Below are 19,342 nucleotides of genomic sequence, written 5' to 3' on the forward strand. Positions count from 1 at the left end.
AGAGAACGGACGGCATCGATCACGTCGTCAGGGCCGCAGGCCCGCGGCGACCGGTTTGAAGCCCGCGCGGATGTTCTCGCAGCACCCCGGGCGGCACACGTCGTACCAGGGTCCGAGATCCGTCAGGTGCGGCCGCTCGGTCTTGGGCGTCCCCCTCAACCGCTCCTCGACGAGGTCGATGAGGCCGGACACGTACGCCGGGTCGATGCCGGGCGTGGGCGTGCGCACCGCCCGGATGCCGGCTTCCTCCGCCGCCTCCATCGCCTCGGTGTCGAGGTCCCAGAGCACCTCCATGTGGTCACTCACGAAGCCGAGCGGCACGATCACGACGGCCTCCGCTCCACGGCCGGGGAGCTCCGCGATCACGTCGTTGACGTCCGGCTCGAGCCAGGGCTGCGTCGGCGGGCCGGAGCGCGACTGGTAGACGAGCTCCCATTCGACGTCGGCGACCGCCGCGGCCACCTCGGCCATGACGAACGCCGCCACGGCCTTGTGCTGGGCCTCGTACGCACCGCCCTCGCCGAAGTCCACGTCCCGCGGGCCGGACCGCTGCGCGTCGGCGGTGGGGATCGAGTGGGTCGAGAAGAGGACGCGGATCTTCTCGGGGGCGATGCCGTCCGCCGTGAATTCGGACACGGCGGCCTTCACACCCTCGACGAAGGTCGAGACGAAGCCCGGGTGGTCGAAGAACTGGCGCACCTTGTCGATGGTCACCGTCTCGCCGAGGCCGGTTGCCTCGAGCACGCGGGCGTAGTCCTCGCGGTACTGGCGGCAGCTTGAGAACGAGCTGTAGGCGCTCGTCGCGATGGCGAGAAGAGTGGTGTCTCCGGCCTCGGCGGCCTCGGTCACGGCCTCTTCGAGGTACGGCGCCCAGTTGCGGTTGCCCCAGTAGACGGGGAGACCCAGTCCGCGCTTCGCGATCTCCGCCTCCAGCGCCGCCTTCAGTTCGCGGTTGTGCTGGTTGATCGGGCTCACGCCGCCGAAGTGGCGGTAGTGGTGGGCGACCTCTTCGAGGCGCTCATCGGGGATGCCGCGTCCGCGCGTGACGTTGCGCAGGAAGGGGATGACGTCGTCCTGGCCCTCCGGCCCGCCGAAGCCGGCGAGGAGGATGCCGTCGTACGCCACGGGGGTCTCGACCCACTTGGGTCCGGACGCCGCGGCGGGCGACGCGTAGAGGACGGTCTCAGGGTTGGTGTCCGTGTCGGTCGTGCTCACGGTGACATCCTCCCACCTGCTCGACGGGGCAGGATGCGGGTTATCTCGTGACTAGGCTTATCTGGTTGTCATCGTCGCCGACGGCGTTCGTCGTCATCCGCGAGAGCGCTTTCTGCGGCGATCCACCCTCATCCCAGGGAGTACGCCAGTGCCAGGAGAGAACCTCACCCGCATCGAAGCACAGGAGCGTCGCGCGATCGTCGACACGCGCGCCTACGACGTGCAGCTCGACCTCACCCGCGGCGACGAGGTCTTCTCCTCGCGCACCGTGGTGACCTTCGCCGCCACCGAGGGCGCCTCGACGTTCATCGACCTCATCGCACGAACGGTCCACTCCGTCACGCTGAACGGTCGCACGCTCGACCCCGCTGTGGTGTTCGCCGACTCGCGCATCGCGCTCGACGACCTGGCATCCGAGAACGAGCTCGTCGTCGAAGCCGATTGCGAGTACACGAACACGGGTGAGGGTCTGCACCGCTTCGTCGACCCCGTCGACGGCGAGGTCTACCTCTACTCGCAGTTCGAGGTGCCCGACTCCCGCCGCATGTACACGGTGTTCGAGCAGCCCGACCTGAAGGCCGAGTTCACATTCTCGGTCACGGCGCCCGCACGCTGGAAGGTCGTCTCGAACTCCCCCACACCCGCGCCGGTGGCCGTCTCCGACGACGTCGCCCGCTGGGACTTCCCCGCGACGCCGCGCATCTCGTCATACATCACCGCACTCGTCGCCGGCCCTTACGAAGCGACCTACAGCGAGCTGACGAGTGCCGACGGCCGCGTCATCCCCCTCGGTGTCTTCGCGCGCAAGAGCCTCTGGCAGTACCTGGATGCCGACTACGTCTTCGAGAAGACCCGTCAGGGCTTCGCCTACTTCGAGGAGAAGTTCGGCTTCCCGTACCCCTTCGCCAAGTACGACCAGCTGTTCGTGCCCGAGTTCAACGCGGGCGCGATGGAGAACGCCGGTGCGGTGACGTTCACCGAGACCTACGTCTTCCGGAGCAAGGTGACGGATGCCGTGAAGGAGCGCCGCGTCGTCACGATCCTGCACGAGCTCGCCCACATGTGGTTCGGCGACCTCGTCACGATGAAGTGGTGGAACGACCTCTGGTTGAACGAGTCGTTCGCCGAGTGGGCGTCGACCATCGCCACGGCCGAGGCGACCGAGTGGGAGGCCGCCTGGACGACCTTCAACGCGATGGAGAAGACCTGGGCGTACCGTCAGGACCAGCTGCCGTCGACCCACCCCGTCGTCGCCGAGATCAACGACCTCGAGGACGTGCAGGTCAACTTCGACGGCATCACGTACGCGAAGGGTGGATCGGTGCTCAAGCAGCTCGCCGCCTGGGTCGGCATCGAGCAGTTCTTCGCCGGTGTCGCGGCGTACTTCCAGAAGCACCAGTGGTCGAACACCGAGGTGGGCGATCTTCTCGTCGAGCTCGAGGCCACCAGCGGTCGCGACCTCGGCGACTGGGCGAAGAAGTGGCTCGAGACCGCGGGCGTCAACACCCTCACCCCGCTCATCGAGGAAGGCGCAGACGGCACCGTCTCGCGCTTCGCGATCGTGCAGACCGCCCCCGCCGACTACCCCACCATCCGTCCCCACCGCCTGGGCGTCGGCTTCTACTCGTTGAACGATGCCGGCGCCCTCGAGCGCGTGCATCACGTCGAGATCGATGTCGACGGCGACCGCACCGAGGTGCCCGAACTGCGCGGCATCCGTCGTCCCGACCTCGTCCTGCTGAACGACAACGACCTCGCCTACGCGAAGATCCGCCTCGACGAGCGGTCGCTCGCCACGGCCATCGCGCACCTGAAGGACATCTCCGACCCCCTGGCGCGCTCGCTCGTCTGGGGCGCCGCGTGGGATCAGACCCGGGATGCCGAGGCCTCGGCGACCGACTACCTCGACCTCGTGCTGCGCAACATCGGCTCCGAGACCGAGTCGACCACCGTCCGCACGACGCTGGCCCAGCTGCAACTCGCGGCGAACTCGTACGTCGCGCCCGCGAAGCGGGAGGCGTCGCGCGAACGCGTCGCGGACGGTCTGTGGGAGCTCGCGCAAGCGGCTGGGGCCGGCAGCGACAGCCAGCTGCAGTTCGTCACGGCGTTCGCGTCGGCGGCATCCACTCCCGCGCACGCCGAGACCGTGAAAGCTCTGCGCGACGGAGAGATCACGCTCGAGGGTCTGACCATCGACACCGATCTGTCGTGGCAGCTGCTGGTGTCGCTCGCCTCGGCGGGCGCCGTCACCGCGGCCGAGATCGATGAGGCGCGCGCCGCCGACAACACGGCGAAGGGCGGAGAGTTCGCGGCGATGGCCAAGGCGTCGCTGCCGTCGCACGAGGCGAAGCAGGAGGCGTGGGACTCGCTCATCGAACGCACCGACGCTCCCAACACGATCGTGCGCTCCACCGCTGCGGGCTTCACCAACCCGGCGACCGTCGAAGTCCTGGCCGACTTCGTCGAGCCCTACTTCGCGATGCTGCTGCCGATCTGGGAGTCGCGTAGCTACCAGATCGCGCAGTACCTCATCGTGGGTCTGTATCCCGCCGCTCTCGCGAGCGCGGCTCTGCGCGACGCCACGCGTGGCTGGCTCGCCGAGCACAAGGACGCCGCGCCGGCGCTCCGCCGACTGGTGAGCGAGAACCTCGCCGGAGTGGAGCGCGCCCTGGCCGTTCAGGAGCGCGACGCGGTGTAACGCCCGCCCTGACCTCGGATGCCTCCGCTCCCTCAGAGCGGGGGCATCCGTCGTTTCCAGGCCGCGCTGAGGAGCCGCTCGTTACGATGGGAGGGATGTCACTTCTCGCCGAAGTCCCCGAACCGTCTCCCTCGCAGTCCGTCGACCCGGGCAACCTGACGAGCATCGACACCTGGACCTGGATCGGCGGCCAGCTGCTCGGGTTCGGTGGCGTCCTGCTGCAGATCCTGGGCATCATCGTCGGCGTCGCGGTCGCCGCGTGGCTCCTCCGCGTGATCATCCGCCGAGTGGTCGACCGCATCGTCAACGGCGCCAAGAGCAAGGCCCGGGTCGACGACACGCAGGCGCTCGACAGATCCCCGCTCAGCGCGGTCCGTCTCGTCCAGCGGACGCGAACCCTCGGCACGATCCTCCAGAACATCGTCAACGTGATCCTGGTCGTCGTCGCCCTGGTGTGGATAGCCACCATCGTGGCTCCCGACGCGCTGGCATCCCTCACGCTGCTGACGGCGGCCGTCGGTGCCGGACTCGGCTTCGGCGCCCAGAACATCGTCAAGGACGTGCTGAACGGCATCTTCATCGTCGCCGAAGACCAGATCGGTATCGGCGACGTCGTCGACCTCGGTCTCGCGACCGGCATCGTCGAGTTCGTGAGCGTGCGCATCACCCACGTCCGCGACGTGAACGGCACCCTCTGGTACGTCCGCAACGGCGAGATCACGCGCATCGGCAACATGTCGCAGGGGTGGTCGCGCGTCATCATCGACCTCGCGGTTCCAACGGACGCCGATCTGGACGATGTCGAGACCGCGATGCTCACCGCTGCGAAGGCCATGGCGAAGGAGCCGAAGTGGCGCTCGCGCATCATCGAGCAGCCCGAGATCTGGGGGCTGGAGTCGATCAGCGGCGACGCCCTCGTCATCCGGCTCGTCATGAAGACCCGATCGAGCGCGAAAGACGACGTCGCTCGCGAGCTGCGCGCCCGGCTGAAGCGCGCGATCGACGCGATGGGGATCGCCCTGCCGCAGCTCAACTCGATCACGCTCACCGGGCCCGAGGGCGCGCAGAGCGTTCGGGGCGCGCACCCGCCGAAGACCAAGGAAACGCAGGTGGCCCCCGGCGCGGAGCGGCCGCGGTGGCGCCCCCGCGGTCGGAAGCTCGAGGTGTCCGAGACGGTCGAGGACCGCGCGTCCGACGTGCCGCCCCGGGTCAAGAAGAAGAAGGCCGTGCGGGACGACACCCCGACGGCCGTCGTGAACCTGCCGGACGCGCCGGGCGTCGACCAGCCCAAGCCGACCCCGCCCGCTGTTCGGGCTGACGAGAAAGACACCCCGTGAGCGAGCCAATGAGCGAGCCCGTGAGCTTCTACGACCAGGTCGGGGGGATGGACACCTTCCGCCGACTGGTCGATGCGTTCTATCGCGGTGTCGCCACCGACGAGGTGCTGAAGCCGATGTACCCCGAGGAAGACCTCGGGCCCGCGGCCGAACGTCTCACGCTCTTCCTCGCCCAGTACTGGGGCGGCCCGACGACCTATGGCGCGACGCGCGGACACCCGCGCCTGCGCATGCGGCACATGCCGTTCCACGTCGACCCCGACGCGCGCGATCGATGGTTGCGACACATGCGTGCCGCGGTGGACGAGATCGCCCTCCCACCCGCGTTCGAGGCGCCCCTCTGGGACTATCTCGAGCGTGCCGCGTACGCGATGGTCAACACCTTCGAGGCGCGGGGCATCGGGCCGCAGCAGAACGGCCGCCCCGACACGGGTCTCCCCGTCCGTGCGGCCGACGGATCGCCCTCGTAACCACGCATCTACGGGAGGCGGTCCTCGCACCGCGATCCGTCAGAAGAGGTCTTTCAAGCCCGGCAGCTCGAACCCCGACAGCTGCTCGCCGAAGCCCGTCACGGCATCCGGGGCTCCGTCGGCCAGCTCCCCGATCCCGGTCCCCTCGGCGAGAGAGGAGAGATCGGCACCGGATGCCAGGGCCTCGAGGTCGACCCCTTCGGCGAGCCCCGCGAAGTCGACGCCCATCTCCCCCGCCTGTGCGAGCAGGGGTGCGGCGACGGCGCTGACGACAGCCCCGCCGGCGACGGCCGCGAGCAGTCCTCCGGCTCCCACCACGCCGGCCCCGACGAGTCCGCCCCGTCCGGCCTTGGCCAGCAGCGCCGACATCCGCCCGGGGCGAGCCGCTTCGGCCCGTGCCGCGGTCCGCGCGAGATCCGCGGGGTCATCGGAGCGGGGCCGCTCGCGCGGATCGAGATCGGCGTCCATCCGAGACCGCACGTGCGCCCTCTGATCGGGGGTCAAGCGGGCGAAGGCCTCGCGGTGCATCTGCTCGACGCGGTCGGGGTCTGCCGTTCGCAGCAGATAGTCGTAGCGGGCGATCGCGGCGCGATCGTCGGCCGACGGAGTCGCAGCCGAGGCCCCGCCGGATGCGTGTCGGGCGCCGTGGGTGACTCCGGCCGGCGGGGGCGCGTAGCGGCCGGGGGTGCCGGCCGCGGGCGGAGGCGTCGAGGACGCGGGCGCGTCTCCGCGCCGATCGCCGGTGACGGCATCCGCGGCGGAGCGGACCATGTCGCGCCAATCGCGACCACCGGGGGCGGGGCGCGAGCCGGCACCGGAGGAGGACGCCTTGTCGACGGCCTTCGAAGCGAGATCGAACAGGCGGGAGAACGAGACCATGGGGGCACCTCTCGACGGGCAGCACACGGCTGCGACGTCAAGGTCTCCTCCGCCGAAACCGGCCCGACGCACCCGGAGGCCAACGGTGACCTCGTGATGACGGATGCATCGCGATGGGAGTACTCCCCTTGCTGCATCCAGCGTAGAGACGCCGCCTTTGCGTTCCCTGAGTTCCCTGAATCAGCTCCCGGTCGTGCGCACCGCGGTCAGCCCGGAACGCACCGGCCCCCGCACGAGAACGTGCCCACGCGCGAGCGTGACGCGAGTCCACGCGCCGCTCCTGCGCACGGGCGCCTCCTCGCCCCCGGCGATGAATCCGAGCGCGAACGCGGCGAAGGCCGTACCGAGGGGCAGTCCCCCGAGGGCCTCGTCGGGCTGTCCCCATACCTGCGCGCGAACCGTCCGGACGACGTCCTCGCCGGCATCCGTGGGAAGAGAATCGGCGACGGCCGCCACTCCGTACTGGGCGCGGGATGCCAGAACAGCGGCGTCGATGGCATCCGTCTGCTCCCATCCGCTCCGCGGAGGAGAGATACCCGCCCACGCGGGCGAGGTCCCCGTCTCGGGCAGAACGACGGCGGACGCGTCATCCGGGGCCGGCAGCAGCGCGGATGCCTCGACGACGAGGTCGCACTCGAGCTCCGGATCGATGGCGGAGACGCGCATCCCGAGCACCGTCGGCGTCGCGTCGAACAAGCCGCGCGGTGCGAGGGGAGCCGCGGTCGTGGCGAGGACGCCGGAGGCGGCGCGGAGGCGCACCGTGCCGTCTCCGAGACGGATGGCCCGGGAGGCGAAGGTGAGCAGGTCGGCTGCCGCCTGCGGGTCGGGGAACAACAGGCGCGCGGACACCCGCCCTAAACTATCAAGCGGTGCGGGTACGCCGCGCCGGAACGGGAGTCAGCGTGACCGACGCCAACGATCCCGTGGCGTCCCTCCTCGCGGTGCTGGATCTCCGCGATGCCGGCGCCCGGACGACCGAAGACATCTTCACGGGCGTGTCGCAGCCGATGCCGACCGGTCGTGTCTACGGCGGGCAGGTGCTCGCGCAGACGATCGTGGCCGCCTCTCGCACCCTTCCGCCCGAGCGGACGGTGCACTCGATGCACGGCTACTTCCTGCGTCCCGGCGACCCGACGGACGGCATCACGTTCTCGGTGGACCGCATCCACGACGGTCGGTCCTTCTCCACACGGCGGACGCAGGCGTTCCAGTCCGGTGTGCCGATCTTCTCGATGATCGCGTCGTTCCAGGACGACGACCCGGGACTCGAACACTTCGAACCGATGCCCGACGGTGTCCCCACCCCGGAGGCCATTCCGACCCTCGAGGTCGACGCCCTGCACCCGATCAGCAGGCGCATGCTGTCAGCCAGCCCCGTCGAAGTGCGTCATGTCGCCTCGCCGCTCTACGCCTCGGCGGAGGGCCCTCACGTGCCGAGGCAGGCCGTGTGGATGAAGCTGCGCCGCCCCGTCGGCGATGACCCGGCCGTCCACCGCGCCGCGCTGGCGTACCTCAGCGACCTGACGATCCAGGAGTCCATCCTGCGGGCCCACGGCGTCGCGTGGAACACGCCGGGGCTGAGAGTCGCGAGCCTCGACCACGCGATGTGGTGGCACCGCCCGGGCCGCGTCGACGACTGGCTGCTGTACGTGCAGGAGTCGCCGAACGCGCGCGGCGGTCGCGGATTGTCGACAGGCCGCATCTACGGTCGCGACGGCGTCCTCATCGCGAGCGTCGCCCAAGAGGTCATGGTGCGGGTTCCCCGCGACTGATTCCGGATGCCGAGCCCTCGGCATCCGTTCGCCCTGTCGTGGTCAGCTGCGGCCGGGCCGACGGCGATACTCGATGGGCGCTCCGACGTAGGGCGCCCACGCCGAGCGCTCGGTCTCGCTCCAGCGGATCGGTCGCCCGCTGGCGGTGTCGACGAGCACGACCACTGCCGTGGCGCGTGCGTACAGCGTCGGCTCGGCGTCGCCGACAGGGCTGTAGACCTCGAAGCAGATGTCGGCGCTCGAACCGCCCATGGCGCCGATCCACATCCTGACGTCGAGGGGGCGCTGGCTGTAGGGCACGGGACGGAGGTACTCGATCTCCTGCCGGGCGATGAGCGTGGCGCGGTCTCCCCCGCTGTCGAGCACGTCCATGTCGAACACGGCGGTCGGAAGCGGTTCGCCCTCACCGTCGCTGAACCAGAATGCCCGCAGACGCGCCTCTTCGAGGAGCTTCAGCATCGAGGTGTTGTTGACGTGCCCGAGGGCGTCGAGGTCGCCCCATCGCAGGTGGATGGGGACGTGGACCCGCGAGGGCCCGGCGGATGCCGGACCCTCGTCGGGGGTCACCGAAGCGACGTCGTCAGTCACGCGTGAGCTTGCGGTAGGTGGAGCGCGACGGGTTCGCGGCGTCGGCACCGAGGCGCTCGATCTTGTTCGCCTCGTAGGCCTCGAAATTGCCCTCGAACCAGTGCCACTGGTCGGGGTGCTCCTCTGTGCCCTCGTACGCGAGGATGTGCGTGGCGATGCGGTCGAGGAACCACCGGTCGTGCGTGATCACGACGGCGCAGCCGGGGAACTCGAGCAGCGCGTTCTCGAGCGAGCTCAGCGTCTCGACATCGAGGTCGTTGGTCGGCTCGTCGAGCAGCAGCAGGTTGCCACCCTCCTTGAGCGTGAGGGCGAGGTTCAGGCGGTTGCGCTCACCACCCGAGAGCACGCCGGCCTTCTTCTGCTGGTCGGGTCCCTTGAAGCCGAACTTCGAGACGTAGGCGCGCGACGGGATCTCGGTCTTGCCGACCGTGATGATGTCGAGACCGTCCGACACCACCTCCCACAGCGTCTTCTCGGGGTCGATGTTGGCGCGCGACTGGTCGACGTAGCTGATCTTGACCGTCTCGCCCATCTTCAGGGTGCCGCCATCGAGGGGCTCGAGGCCGACGATGGTCTTGAAGAGCGTGGTCTTTCCGACACCGTTGGGACCGATCACGCCGACGATGCCGTTCGGCGGCAGGTTGAAGCTCAGGTTGCTGATGAGCGACCGGTCGCCGAAGCGCTTCTCGAGCTTCTTGGCATCGATGACGATGCTGCCCAGGCGCGGACCCGCGGGGATCTGGATCTCGTCGAAGTCCAACTTCCGGGTGCGCTCGGCCTCGGCCGCCATCTCCTCGTAGCGTGCCAGACGAGCCTTCGACTTGACCTGGCGCCCCTTCGCGTTGGAGCGGACCCACTCGAGCTCTTCCTTCAGGCGCTTCTGGAGCTTCGCGTCCTTCTTGCCCTGGACGTCGAGACGCTGTGCCTTCTTCTCGAGGTACGTGGAGTAGTTGCCCTCGTAGGGGTACAGGTGACCGCGGTCGACCTCGGCGATCCACTCCGCGACGTTGTCGAGGAAGTACCGGTCGTGGGTGATGGCGATGACGGCGCCCTTGTAGGCCTTCAGGTGTTGCTCGAGCCAGAGCACGCTCTCGGCGTCCAGGTGGTTGGTGGGCTCGTCGAGGAGGAGCAGGTCGGGCTTCTGCAGCAGCAGCTTCGCGAGCGCGACGCGACGGCGCTCACCACCCGAGAGGGGGACGACACTCGCGTCAGCCGGCGGCGTGCGCAGGGCGTCCATCGCCTGCTCGAGCTGGGAGTCGAGGTCCCAGCCGTCGGCCGCGTCGATCTCTTCCTGCAGCGTGCCCATCTCGGCGAGCAGCGCGTCGAAATCGGCGTCCGGGTCTGCCATGAGCGCCGAGATCTCGTTGAACCGGTCGAGCTTCGGCTTGATCGCCACGCCGTCCTGGATGTTCTCGAGGACCGTCTTGCTGTCGTCGAGCTCAGGCTCCTGCATGAGGATGCCGACAGTGAAGCCCGGGCTCAGCCGCGCCTCTCCGTTGGACGGGGTGTCGAGACCGGCCATGATTTTCAGAATCGTGGACTTACCGGCACCGTTCGGCCCGACCATGCCGATCTTGGCACCGGGGAGGAACGACATCGTGACGTCGTCGAGGATCAGCTTGTCGCCCACGGCCTTGCGCGCGCGGACCATGGAGTAGATGTATTCCGCCATAACCTGTCCAGTCTATGGCCCGCGGGGGCGACGGCCGGGCTCCCGCGCGTCTAGGGGACGCACGGACATCCGGCGCCCGTGCCGTTGCTCGCCTCCCCGATGTCGATCAGCGCCCGCGGTGGAGAGAGCCGCTCGAGAGGGCGTGCACGGCGGTGCGACGCTTCGCGACGGGACGGCTCGTCACCAGTCGATGGGACGGGTCTGGCCGATCAGACATCCCCCGGAGCTGAGTCCCGGAAGGACCGTGCTCACGGGAGCGCCGATCGACGGCCCGACCTGCCCGACGAGGCATTGGTCTCCCCACCTCACCGAGAACTCGATGCTCTCGGCGGGGTTTCCGATCGTCGACTCGTCTTGCGTCACCTGCATCGCGGCCTTGTCGAAGCCGCCCTGGACGAGCGCATCGATGTACGCGCGACCGGAAACCGGATTCGGACCCCCCGCGACGCCCGCGACGATCTGCGAGAAGTAGGGGAGGTTGTCGGCCGCAGAGCCGTTCGGTTCCAGTGTCGGAGCCGGGGCGGCCGTCGGCGACGACGTGGGTGCCGACGAGTCCACGGGCGCGCTCGTCGCCGGAGCCGGAGCGGGCTCGGGTGATGCCCCGGTGCATCCGCTCAAAGCCAGGAGAGCGACGAGCGCTGCGGGAGCGAGAAGACGACCTGAGGGGCGAGACACGCGCTCGATTCTACGGACCTCCTCCGACGGCGCTTTCCACGCCCCGCAGCACCCGGCGCGCGATACCGTCGTCAAAAGGGTGTGGCGTCCGCGGTTTCGATCGCTTCTCTGTCGTTCTCGCCCGCTTGCTCACCCGAGGACGGGGCGATGGCTCCGTCCTCAGCGGTCGGAGCCGTCCATTCGTCATTCGAAGGCGCCGGCGTCTCCGCGGTCTCGGAACGCGCCGTGTCGCCGCGGGGCGTCCGCTGGAACTGCGTGGTCCCCCAGCGAAGGTCGTGTCCGACCGCGTCCGCTGTCACGTCGGCGCTCACACCGCGCTTCGTCTCGTTCTCCCATTCGCGCAGGCGCAGCCGTCCCGAGACCACGACGCGCTCGCCCTTTCGGATTGAAGCGAGAGCGTTCCGTCCGAGTTCGCCGAACGCCGACACGGCGTAATAGCTGGTGTGCCCGTCGATCCACTGTCCGCGCTCGCGATCGAACCGGCGCTCGCTCACCGCCAGACGGAAGGCCGCAATGGAGTCGCCTCCGCGAGTCGCGCGTTCTTCGGGGTCGCCGACGATGTTGCCGACGAGAGTGATGTGGTCGCTCATGGTGGATTCCTTTCCTTAGGGTGTGCGCTCCGGCATCCGTGTGCCCGACGGATACCGGAGCGAGGCCAGATTGCCCGTCGCCGCGCGAGCGTCATGCCGAGGAAGACCGGTTTTGTGGAGGATCCGCGCATTTCGCGTCGTGGGGGTGAGGCGTGAAAACCCTCATCCGTCCCGATGTCGGAGGTCGGTCGTAGATTCCCCGCATGAGCACCGCACTGTGGAACGACCTCGCTCCGGCACCGCGTCCGGCCGGGTGGGGCGCAGCGACCCATGTCGCCGCTGGTCTGTGGCGCATCGCCGATCGACGCGGAGTCGTTGTGGGGCACGTTCGGGCCACGGCGTCCGAGCGCGGCTGGCGATATGCCGCCGAGCGGTTCCACTCCGCGTCCGGCGCCTTCCGACGGCTCGGCGAGTTCTGGTCCGCGGCCGAGGCTCTCGAATGTCTTCGCTACGCGCGATGACCTGCTTCCGGAGCGGTGGCGGAACGCCTCACACCAGCGCGGTGAGCTCGCCGAGGCGAGATGCGCGGCCGTCGGCGCGGACGTCCGCCCACGCCGCCCCGAGCAGGTCGACGGCGCGGTCGAGGGTGGCCGGCGGGGCGGTGAACGGCATCCGCAGCCGCCGATCGTGTCCGCCCTCGGTCGCGAACCGCGACCCGGCCGAGAGGAGGAGCCCGCGAGAGCGGGCGTTCATGACGAGGGGTGTGCTGACGGGCTCGCCGATCCCGAGCCAGAGCGACACCCCGCCGTGCGGGGTGGGGATCTCCCAGTCCTCGAATGTCGAGCGCAGGGCGCGCACCAGGGCGTCGCGCCCGGCGCGGAGCAGGTCTCCCCGCTGGGCGGCGATCTCGTCGAGGCGGGGAACGAGCAGCGTGGCGACGGCCTGCTCGAGTTCGGGCGTACCCAGATCGTGGACCGGCCGGCCGCTGGCCAAGCGGCGGACGATGTCCGCTTCGGCACGAATCCACCCGACCCGCAACCCGCCCCACACGGTCTTGCCCAGCGAGCCGATGCGAATCACCAAGTCGGACTCGGGGAAGTGCGTGGCACGCCCCGGGCGATCGATGTCGAGGTCCGCCGTGGTCTCATCCAGGACGAGGAACGTACCGGTCATTTCCGCACCCTTCACGAACGCATCCACTTCCGCGGGCGACATCGTGCGACCCGTCGGGTTCTGGAAGTCCGGCATGAGGTACCCGAGAGAGGGCAGAGTCCGTGCAAACGTCTGCGCGGCCCGGTCGAGGTCCCACCCGTCCGCCGTCGAGACCGGCACCCCGACCAGACGGGCACCCACGTACCGGAAGGCCTCCGCTGCATGCGGGTAGGTCGGCGTCTCGATCAGTACGCGGTCCGCACGATTGAGAAGCACGGATGCCACGAGGTGGATCGCGCTCTGAGCGCCGGTCGTGACCAGGATCTGGTCGGCTGTGGTCGGCACCCCGCGTCCGCGGTAGCGGTCCGCGATCGCCTCGCGGAGGGCGATCGACCCGACCACGTCGTATCCGGAGCGGGCGACGATGGCGCTGGCGTCCTGGAGCACCTCGTTGATGACCGCGGGCAGACCTGGCCACGCAGCGGGGCTGGCCTGCTGCAGATCGATCGCGTCCGTCACGGCCGCGAGGCCCGCGGGATCGTTCCGCGGTAGGGGGCGTGTGACGCTCCCACTCCCCCGCAGGCTTTCAATGTGGCCCGTGTCACGGAGACTTCGATACGCGGCCGCGACGGTGGTCCGGCTCAGCGACAGCGCCGCGGCGAGCTCACGCTCTGCCGGCAGGGCCGTCCGGGGAGCGATGCGGTTGTCGAGGCAGAGCAGCCGCACGGCGTCCGCGAGAGCTTCGTAGGCAGGCCCGTTGCCCCGCCAGCCGCCCAGGGCTTCCGCCAGAGCGCGTGCCGAGATCCGGGAATCCATGAGGCCACGATAGGTGAATTGGCATCACGCGCAAAAGCCAATCCCCTGATTGGATTTCCTCATGTCCCAGCGCATTCTTCGTCTTCTCATCGGCCTGATCGCCTATGGCTTCGGCTGTGCGCTCACGGTCGCAGCCGGGCTCGGGGTCGACCCGTGGACGGTCTTCGCGGAGGGACTCTCGCGCGTCACCGGAATCGGCGTCGGATGGATCACCAACATCGTGGGACTCGGCGTTCTCCTCGTGTGGATCCCCCTGCGCCAGAAGCCCGGGGTCGGTACGGTCGCCAATATCCTGCTGGTCGGCACGAGTATGCAGATCGCTCTGGGATTCCTCCCGCACCCCGACGCGTGGTGGCTTCAAGCACTCATGCTCGTAGCCGGTGTCGTCGTCGTGGCGGCGGCATCCGGTCTCTACATCGGCGCCCGCTTCGGTCCCGGCCCGCGCGACGGGCTCATGACGGGCCTCCACGCGCGCTTCGGCTGGCCGATCTGGGCCTGCCGGCTCGGTGTCGAGGGAACCGTGCTCGTCCTCGGATGGATCCTCGGCGGCACCGTGGGGATCGGGACCGTGGTCTTCGCCCTCGGCATCGGGCCACTGGTCCACGTGGCCCTGCCTCTGCTGGCCACGCGCGACAAGGTCCCCGCGCCCGCGCACGTGTGACGGTGCCCGCGCACGAGCGACGAGAGGGTCCCCGCGCGCTGCCCCGTCCGAGGCTGCGCGCGGGAATCTCTGCTCAGTGCTCGCGGAACTCGGGCCGGTCGCTGCCGGGCTTCAGGTGCGAGTGGAGCGCGTTCTTCGCGATCTCCATCGTGGGGTACACGCCCAGCGGCTCGTCCTTCCCCGCCATGTGAACGCCGTAGCCATCGGCATCCTTCTGGATCTTGCCGACGACACCCGCGGGCCCGTATGCGACCCAGAGGCGTCGCGTCACCGTTTCGGACATGAGTGCTCCTTTGCTCTCGATGGCGGCAGAGTACCTCCGTCCGCGGCCCGCGGCCAGGGGATCGACGCGCGAGTCGGTGTGGTGGGGTCGGACGGCGGAGATATCCTGGTGCACGACCCCCAGTAGCTCAGTGGATAGAGCAGCGGCCTTCTAATCCGCCGGTCACACGTTCGAATCGTGTCTGGGGGACTCGGCTCCGGTGTCGGACCCCCTCACTAGACTGGAGGGATGGTAGGCGCCTCCACGAATGACCGGCTCGTCTGGATCGATTGCGAGATGACGGGCCTCGACCTCGCGGTCGATGAGCTGGTCGAGATCGCCGTCGTCGTCACCGACTTCGAGCTCAACGTGCTCGACCCCGGCTTCCACATCGTGATCAAGCCCGACGCTTCGGCGATGGAGAACATGGGCGAGTTCGTCACCGAGATGCACCGTTCGTCCGGACTCCTCGACGAGATCCCCCACGGGGTGAGCCTCGCGGATGCCGAGTTCCAGGCGCTCGAATACATCCAGCGGTTCGCGCCGGTCGAGGGCAAGGCTCCCCTCGCGGGCAACACCATCGGCACCGACCGCATGTTCCTGGCCAAGTACATGCCGCGCGTCGACCGCTGGCTCCACTATCGCAACGTCGACGTCTCGAGCATCAAGGAACTCTCCCGCCGGTGGTATCCGCGGGCGTACATCCACGCGCCGGCGAAGAACGGCGGACACCGGGCGCTCGCCGACATCCTCGAGTCCATCCGCGAACTCGCCTACTATCGCGAAGCCGTATTCGTCCCTCAGCCGGGTCCCACCAGTGACGAGGCGAAGTCGATCGCGTCCTCGGCCGTGTCATCGTTCGCTCACCACGTGTGACATAATTGTTCAGTTGTCCGCTGCGGCAGACACATGGTGGCTATAGCTCAGTTGGTAGAGCACCGCGTTGTGGTCGCGGGGGTCGCGGGTTCAAGTCCCGTTAGCCACCCCACTCCCCCGAAGGCCCGTCGATCACCTCGACGGGCCTTCGTCCTTCGTCGGGCTCGAGCCGATCGACCGTAGAATTGCCCGAGCGGCGACTTTCAGGAGATGACATGAGCGAAGACGCGGGTTCCGGCGTCGCGCTCCGGCTCGACGCCGAACAGTTCGAGGCGTTGGTCGTCGACGAACTCGACCAGCTCCCCGACGACATGGTCGAGGGTTTGGACAATGTCGTGTTCGTCGTCGAAGACCGGCCCGAGGACGGGTCGCTCGATCTCCTCGGACTCTATGACGGTTGGGCTCTGACGGAGCGCGACCGATACGGCGTGGGCGAGCTTCCCGACCGCATCATCCTCTACCGCGAGCCGCACCTCGCGGCCTGCTCCGACGAGCAGGAGCTCCGCGACGAGATCCACACCACCCTGGTCCACGAGATCGCCCACTTCTACGGCATCGACGACGCGCGCCTGCACGAATTGGGGTGGGCATGATGCCGACGGTGGCCACCCCCGATCTCGACGTCGTCGACGACACCGAGCTCACGGCCGTTCCGCCCTCGTCATGGCAGACGGTGGTGTGGAACGACCCCGTGAACCTCATGAGCTATGTCAGTCACGTGTTCCGCACCTACTTCGGCTTCGACGCCGCGACGGCCGAGCGGCTCATGCTCGCCGTGCACCACGACGGTCACGCGGTCGTCGCGCGCGGCCCCCGCGAGGTGATGGAAGCACACGCGCATGCCATGCACGATTACGGCCTGTGGGCGACAGTTCGGAAGGAACCCGCGTGAGCGACAAGATCGTCGTCCTCGAGATCAGCGGTCTCGAGGCCCTTCACCTCGCCGGCATCGTCGGGCAGTTCCGTGATGTCGTGACGGACACGCAGCGCAGTGACGACCCTGCCGTCGCACGCCTGCTGCCGGATGCGTATCCCGATGATGAGGAAGCGACACGGGAGTTCCGTCGGCTGACCGGCGACGACCTGCTCGGTCGACGCGCCGCCGACGCGGAGGTCGTCCTCCGCACCCTCGGCATGGACGGCGGGGCGCATGACCAAGGCGACCCGGATGCCACCCTCACCATCGCTCTCGGCGAAGACGAGGCCCTGTCGTGGATGCGGACCCTGTCGGCGGTGCGTCTCGTGATGGCGACACGCCTCGGCATCCTTAGCGAAGACGATCATCAGCCCGACGATCCGCGCTTTGGGATCTACGACTGGATCGGCTACCGCCTCGACGGTCTCGTCACCGCACTCAACCGCCGCTGAGCGTTTCGGCATCGCCCGGTCCCTTCGACGAGCTCAGGGACCCGACCCTCCAGCTGGTCGAAGGCGCCGGACGCGCCACTGCCCGAGCGCCCGCGATCGTTGGGGCCACTGCGTCCGGCTTACGGCACCCGCACGAATAGGGTCGCGAGCGACACCGGGCCGTTCTGCTCGATGTGCCGGTCCTCCTGCGCCGCCCACCGCTCCCAGTGCGGACGATACGTATCGCCGTCACGCTCGAGAGCGCGATGTCTGCGCGACGGCGACGGCGCATCCACCCACACCGCGACGTCCGCCAACCGCGCGGTCTCCGGAGTCAAAGCACCCGCTCCCTCGACGACGAGTGGCAGGGACGGGTCGACGGCGTAGGCTTCCGCACGCCCGCCGGCTTCCCAGTCCCAGCGCTGCCACACCCCGACAGCGCCCTTCGCGTGCGGAGTCAGGATCATCTCGCACGCGTACGTCGAGCCGGCGGCGAGACCGTCCCAGCCGGGATAGACATCGTCGAGCGCGACGAGCTGCACTCGTCCTCTCAACGGCCAGGCCGCTACGAGGCGGCGTGCGAGCGAGCTCTTCCCCGCACCGCTGCGCCCGTCGATGACGATCACCGGGTTGGTCGCGCCGACCGCGCGCACGCGCTCGAACACCGCGGACGTGGCCGCGGTGAGAGCCTCGTCGACCTCGTCCGCGTTACTTCTTGAGGGCGCGGATGACACGGCTGAGCGCGCGACCCGCGACCCATACGAACGGAACGGCGACGGCGAGTAGCGACACGATGTTCGGGTCGAAGCGCAGGTCGTCGCCGCGGCGGATGTATGCGCCGAGAGGCAGGGTGTATCCGCCGCCGCCACCGCCACCGTTGCCCTGCTCGTCGGATCCACCGCCGAAACCGGCCCACGTGAGCGCGACCGGGACGATGCGGACGCCGTCGACGTCCTGCTGCTCGCCGTACGCGGCCGTGACGCCGAAGTTGGTGGACTGCTTGCCGAGTTCCAATGCGATGTTGGGCATGTTCCCCACCGTACCCGCGACGCCCACCGGAGCCCAGGGGTGTTGCGCCGTCGCGCCGACCGTGTCAGTGGTCGTACGTCGGACGAGGGTTGGTCGGGAGCGCCCCGCCGCCACGGGTCGGTCCGAGCAACGAGCCGCGGGTCACGGCGCCGCGACCGAAACGGGCGACGGCGCTGTCGAGCGCCCCCTCGACGCGGCGCCATTCGGCGTCGTCATCCCACAGGGTCGCGGCCATGGCCGCCGGAGCGAGCTTCTCGCCGCGCACGCCCACGAGCCGCACCGCTTGTCGACGGTCGATCGCGTCGAACAGCTCGATCGCCGCATCGCCGATGCGCTGACCGACGGAGGTCGCCTCGGGCAGGGTACGCGAGCGACTCAGCGTGGTGAAGTCGCTGAAGCGCACCTTGATGGCCACGGTGCCCGCCTCGTACTGCTGCGCGCGCAGACGCGCTCCGACCCGATCCGCGAGACGGCGCAGCTCGACGTGGAGCGTGGGCGTATCGGAGATGTCAGCGTGGAATGTCTCTTCGTGACCGATGCTCTTCTCCGTGCGACCCGTATGGACCTCGCGGGCATCGATCCCGCGGGAGAGATGCCAGACCCGGTCTGCCATCGCCGGTCCCAGTGCCTGCTCGAGCACGGCCTGGGGCGCGTCCAGGATGTCGGAGACGAGACGGATGCCGCGCGCCTCGAGAGCCTCGGCCGCCTTGGGTCCGACACCCCAGAGGGCCCGCACCGACCGCGGACGCAAGAAAGCCTCGGTTTGGCTCGCCGCGACGATGAGCAACCCGTCGGGCTTGGAGATCGTCGACGCCATCTTCGCCACGTGCTTCGTCGCCGCGACCCCGATGCTGCACGTGAGTCCGGTCTCGGCCTCGACTCGTGCGCGGAGATCGCGCGCGATCCGCCCCGGACTCCCCCACAGACGTCGAGCGCCTCGCACGTCGAGGAAGGCCTCGTCGATCGAGAGGGGTTCGACGAGGGGCGTGACGTCGTGGAAGATCGCCATGACCTGCCGCGACATCTCCGTGTACCGGTGATACGGAGGATTGACGACGATCGCGGTCGGACATAGTCTCAGCGCGACGGCGACCGGCATGGCCGACTTCACCCCGTAGCGACGAGCCTCGTAGGACGCGCTCGACACCACGCCGCGGCCCTCGGAGCCGCCGATGATGAGCGGCTTTCCGGCGAGGGAGGGGTCATCGAGCACCGCGACCGAGGCGAAGAAGGCATCCATGTCGACGTGCAGGATGCCGGTGCCGGTGTCATCCGCGCCCGGGGGCGAGACGATGCGCCCCGTGCCGTCCCCGCGTCCCATAGGTCCATTCTCTCCCGGGCCTCCGACATCGAGACGCTGGCG

The 19,342-nt window shown here is 69.1% G+C and carries 22 protein-coding genes and 2 tRNA genes; 12 read left to right on the top strand and 12 right to left on the bottom strand.

Features of this window, described 5'->3' with window-relative positions; all coding sequences use genetic code 11:
• Positions 1–27 precede the first annotated feature (27 nt).
• A complete protein-coding gene (locus NS283_RS06500; protein ID WP_058596066.1) occupies positions 28–1,215 on the bottom strand; it encodes a ferrochelatase in 1,188 nt (395 codons plus the stop codon).
• Positions 1,216–1,363: 148 nt separating this feature from the next.
• On the opposite strand from NS283_RS06500, the gene pepN reads away from it, so the two are divergent.
• The 3 genes from pepN to NS283_RS06515 all read left to right on the top strand — a co-directional run bounded on the left by pepN (position 1,364) and on the right by NS283_RS06515 (position 5,720).
• A complete protein-coding gene (gene pepN / locus NS283_RS06505) occupies positions 1,364–3,913 on the top strand; it encodes an aminopeptidase N (RefSeq protein ID WP_058596067.1) in 2,550 nt (849 codons plus the stop codon).
• A gap of 95 nt (positions 3,914–4,008) precedes the next feature.
• Entirely contained in the window at positions 4,009–5,250 is a 1,242-nt protein-coding gene (locus tag NS283_RS06510; RefSeq protein WP_058596068.1) for a mechanosensitive ion channel family protein, read from the top strand.
• Between the two features lie 8 nt (positions 5,251–5,258).
• Positions 5,259–5,720 (top strand): globin, encoded by a 462-nt coding sequence (locus NS283_RS06515; RefSeq protein ID WP_058596069.1) that lies wholly within the window; start codon positions 5,259–5,261, stop codon positions 5,718–5,720.
• A 39-nt stretch (positions 5,721–5,759) separates the two neighbouring features.
• Here NS283_RS06515 and NS283_RS06520 read toward each other — a convergent pair whose 3' ends face one another.
• A complete protein-coding gene (locus NS283_RS06520) occupies positions 5,760–6,599 on the bottom strand; it encodes a hypothetical protein (RefSeq protein WP_058596070.1) in 840 nt (279 codons plus the stop codon).
• Between the two features lie 180 nt (positions 6,600–6,779).
• A complete protein-coding gene (locus tag NS283_RS06525; protein ID WP_058596071.1) occupies positions 6,780–7,448 on the bottom strand; it encodes a hypothetical protein in 669 nt (222 codons plus the stop codon).
• Between the two features lie 53 nt (positions 7,449–7,501).
• Between NS283_RS06525 and NS283_RS06530 the strand changes: the two genes are divergently transcribed.
• Positions 7,502–8,371, top strand: coding sequence for an acyl-CoA thioesterase (locus NS283_RS06530; protein ID WP_193752637.1), 870 nt, complete (start codon positions 7,502–7,504; stop codon positions 8,369–8,371).
• Positions 8,372–8,413: 42 nt separating this feature from the next.
• Here NS283_RS06530 and NS283_RS06535 read toward each other — a convergent pair whose 3' ends face one another.
• The 4 genes from NS283_RS06535 to NS283_RS06550 form a co-directional block, all read right to left on the bottom strand.
• Complete coding sequence (locus NS283_RS06535; protein ID WP_241492202.1) at positions 8,414–8,959, bottom strand: acyl-CoA thioesterase; 546 nt, start codon at positions 8,957–8,959, stop codon at positions 8,414–8,416.
• Positions 8,952–10,631, bottom strand: coding sequence for an energy-dependent translational throttle protein EttA (gene ettA / locus NS283_RS06540; RefSeq protein ID WP_058596072.1), 1,680 nt, complete (start codon positions 10,629–10,631; stop codon positions 8,952–8,954). The genes NS283_RS06535 and ettA overlap by 8 nt, the downstream gene beginning before the upstream one ends.
• A gap of 180 nt (positions 10,632–10,811) precedes the next feature.
• A complete protein-coding gene (locus NS283_RS18865; RefSeq protein ID WP_193752638.1) occupies positions 10,812–11,306 on the bottom strand; it encodes a DUF6993 domain-containing protein in 495 nt (164 codons plus the stop codon).
• A gap of 71 nt (positions 11,307–11,377) precedes the next feature.
• Entirely contained in the window at positions 11,378–11,896 is a 519-nt protein-coding gene (locus NS283_RS06550; protein ID WP_058596073.1) for a single-stranded DNA-binding protein, read from the bottom strand.
• 203 nt (positions 11,897–12,099) lie between these two features.
• Here NS283_RS06550 and NS283_RS06555 point away from each other — a divergent pair, with 203 nt between their 5' ends.
• Complete coding sequence (locus NS283_RS06555) at positions 12,100–12,357, top strand: hypothetical protein (protein ID WP_153001351.1); 258 nt, start codon at positions 12,100–12,102, stop codon at positions 12,355–12,357.
• A gap of 28 nt (positions 12,358–12,385) precedes the next feature.
• Here the strand turns inward: NS283_RS06555 and yczR are convergent, their stop codons facing one another.
• Complete coding sequence (yczR, locus tag NS283_RS06560; RefSeq protein ID WP_058596074.1) at positions 12,386–13,804, bottom strand: MocR-like transcription factor YczR; 1,419 nt, start codon at positions 13,802–13,804, stop codon at positions 12,386–12,388.
• Between the two features lie 61 nt (positions 13,805–13,865).
• On the opposite strand from yczR, the gene yczE reads away from it, so the two are divergent.
• The gene (gene yczE, locus NS283_RS06565) at positions 13,866–14,465 is read left to right on the top strand and encodes a membrane protein YczE (RefSeq protein WP_058596075.1); all 600 of its coding nucleotides are present in this window, start codon (positions 13,866–13,868) and stop codon (positions 14,463–14,465) included.
• A 73-nt stretch (positions 14,466–14,538) separates the two neighbouring features.
• On the opposite strand, the gene NS283_RS06570 is transcribed toward yczE, so the two are convergent.
• Positions 14,539–14,748, bottom strand: coding sequence for a hypothetical protein (locus tag NS283_RS06570; RefSeq protein WP_058596108.1), 210 nt, complete (start codon positions 14,746–14,748; stop codon positions 14,539–14,541).
• Between the two features lie 116 nt (positions 14,749–14,864).
• Here NS283_RS06570 and NS283_RS06575 point away from each other — a divergent pair.
• From NS283_RS06575 to NS283_RS06600, 6 genes are all read left to right on the top strand, one after another.
• Positions 14,865–14,937, top strand: a tRNA-Arg gene (locus NS283_RS06575).
• Positions 14,938–14,976: 39 nt separating this feature from the next.
• On the top strand, positions 14,977–15,603 hold the full coding sequence (gene orn / locus NS283_RS06580; protein ID WP_058596076.1) for an oligoribonuclease: 627 nt from the start codon (positions 14,977–14,979) through the stop codon (positions 15,601–15,603).
• Between the two features lie 36 nt (positions 15,604–15,639).
• A tRNA-His gene (locus NS283_RS06585) sits at positions 15,640–15,715 on the top strand.
• Between the two features lie 103 nt (positions 15,716–15,818).
• The gene (locus NS283_RS06590; protein ID WP_058596077.1) at positions 15,819–16,196 is read left to right on the top strand and encodes a metallopeptidase family protein; all 378 of its coding nucleotides are present in this window, start codon (positions 15,819–15,821) and stop codon (positions 16,194–16,196) included.
• Complete coding sequence (gene clpS, locus NS283_RS06595; RefSeq protein ID WP_241490422.1) at positions 16,196–16,495, top strand: ATP-dependent Clp protease adapter ClpS; 300 nt, start codon at positions 16,196–16,198, stop codon at positions 16,493–16,495. The genes NS283_RS06590 and clpS overlap by 1 nt, the downstream gene beginning before the upstream one ends.
• A complete protein-coding gene (locus NS283_RS06600) occupies positions 16,492–16,971 on the top strand; it encodes a DUF2017 family protein (protein WP_241492203.1) in 480 nt (159 codons plus the stop codon). Before clpS ends, NS283_RS06600 begins: the two co-directional genes overlap by 4 nt.
• 119 nt (positions 16,972–17,090) lie before the next feature.
• Here NS283_RS06600 and NS283_RS06605 read toward each other — a convergent pair whose 3' ends face one another.
• From NS283_RS06605 to dinB, 3 genes are all read right to left on the bottom strand, one after another.
• Positions 17,091–17,684, bottom strand: coding sequence for an aminobenzoate synthetase (locus NS283_RS06605; protein WP_058596079.1), 594 nt, complete (start codon positions 17,682–17,684; stop codon positions 17,091–17,093).
• Complete coding sequence (locus NS283_RS06610) at positions 17,659–17,979, bottom strand: hypothetical protein (protein ID WP_058596110.1); 321 nt, start codon at positions 17,977–17,979, stop codon at positions 17,659–17,661. The genes NS283_RS06605 and NS283_RS06610 overlap by 26 nt, the downstream gene beginning before the upstream one ends.
• Before the next feature lie 64 nt (positions 17,980–18,043).
• Positions 18,044–19,300 carry a DNA polymerase IV gene (gene dinB / locus NS283_RS06615; RefSeq protein ID WP_058596080.1) on the bottom strand — a complete coding sequence of 419 codons (1,257 nt, stop codon included), beginning with the start codon at positions 19,298–19,300 and terminating at the stop codon, positions 18,044–18,046.
• Between the last annotated feature and the right edge of the window lie 42 nt (positions 19,301–19,342).

The organism is Microbacterium testaceum (assembly GCF_001476285.1).
Classification (GTDB): domain Bacteria; phylum Actinomycetota; class Actinomycetes; order Actinomycetales; family Microbacteriaceae; genus Microbacterium; species Microbacterium testaceum_B.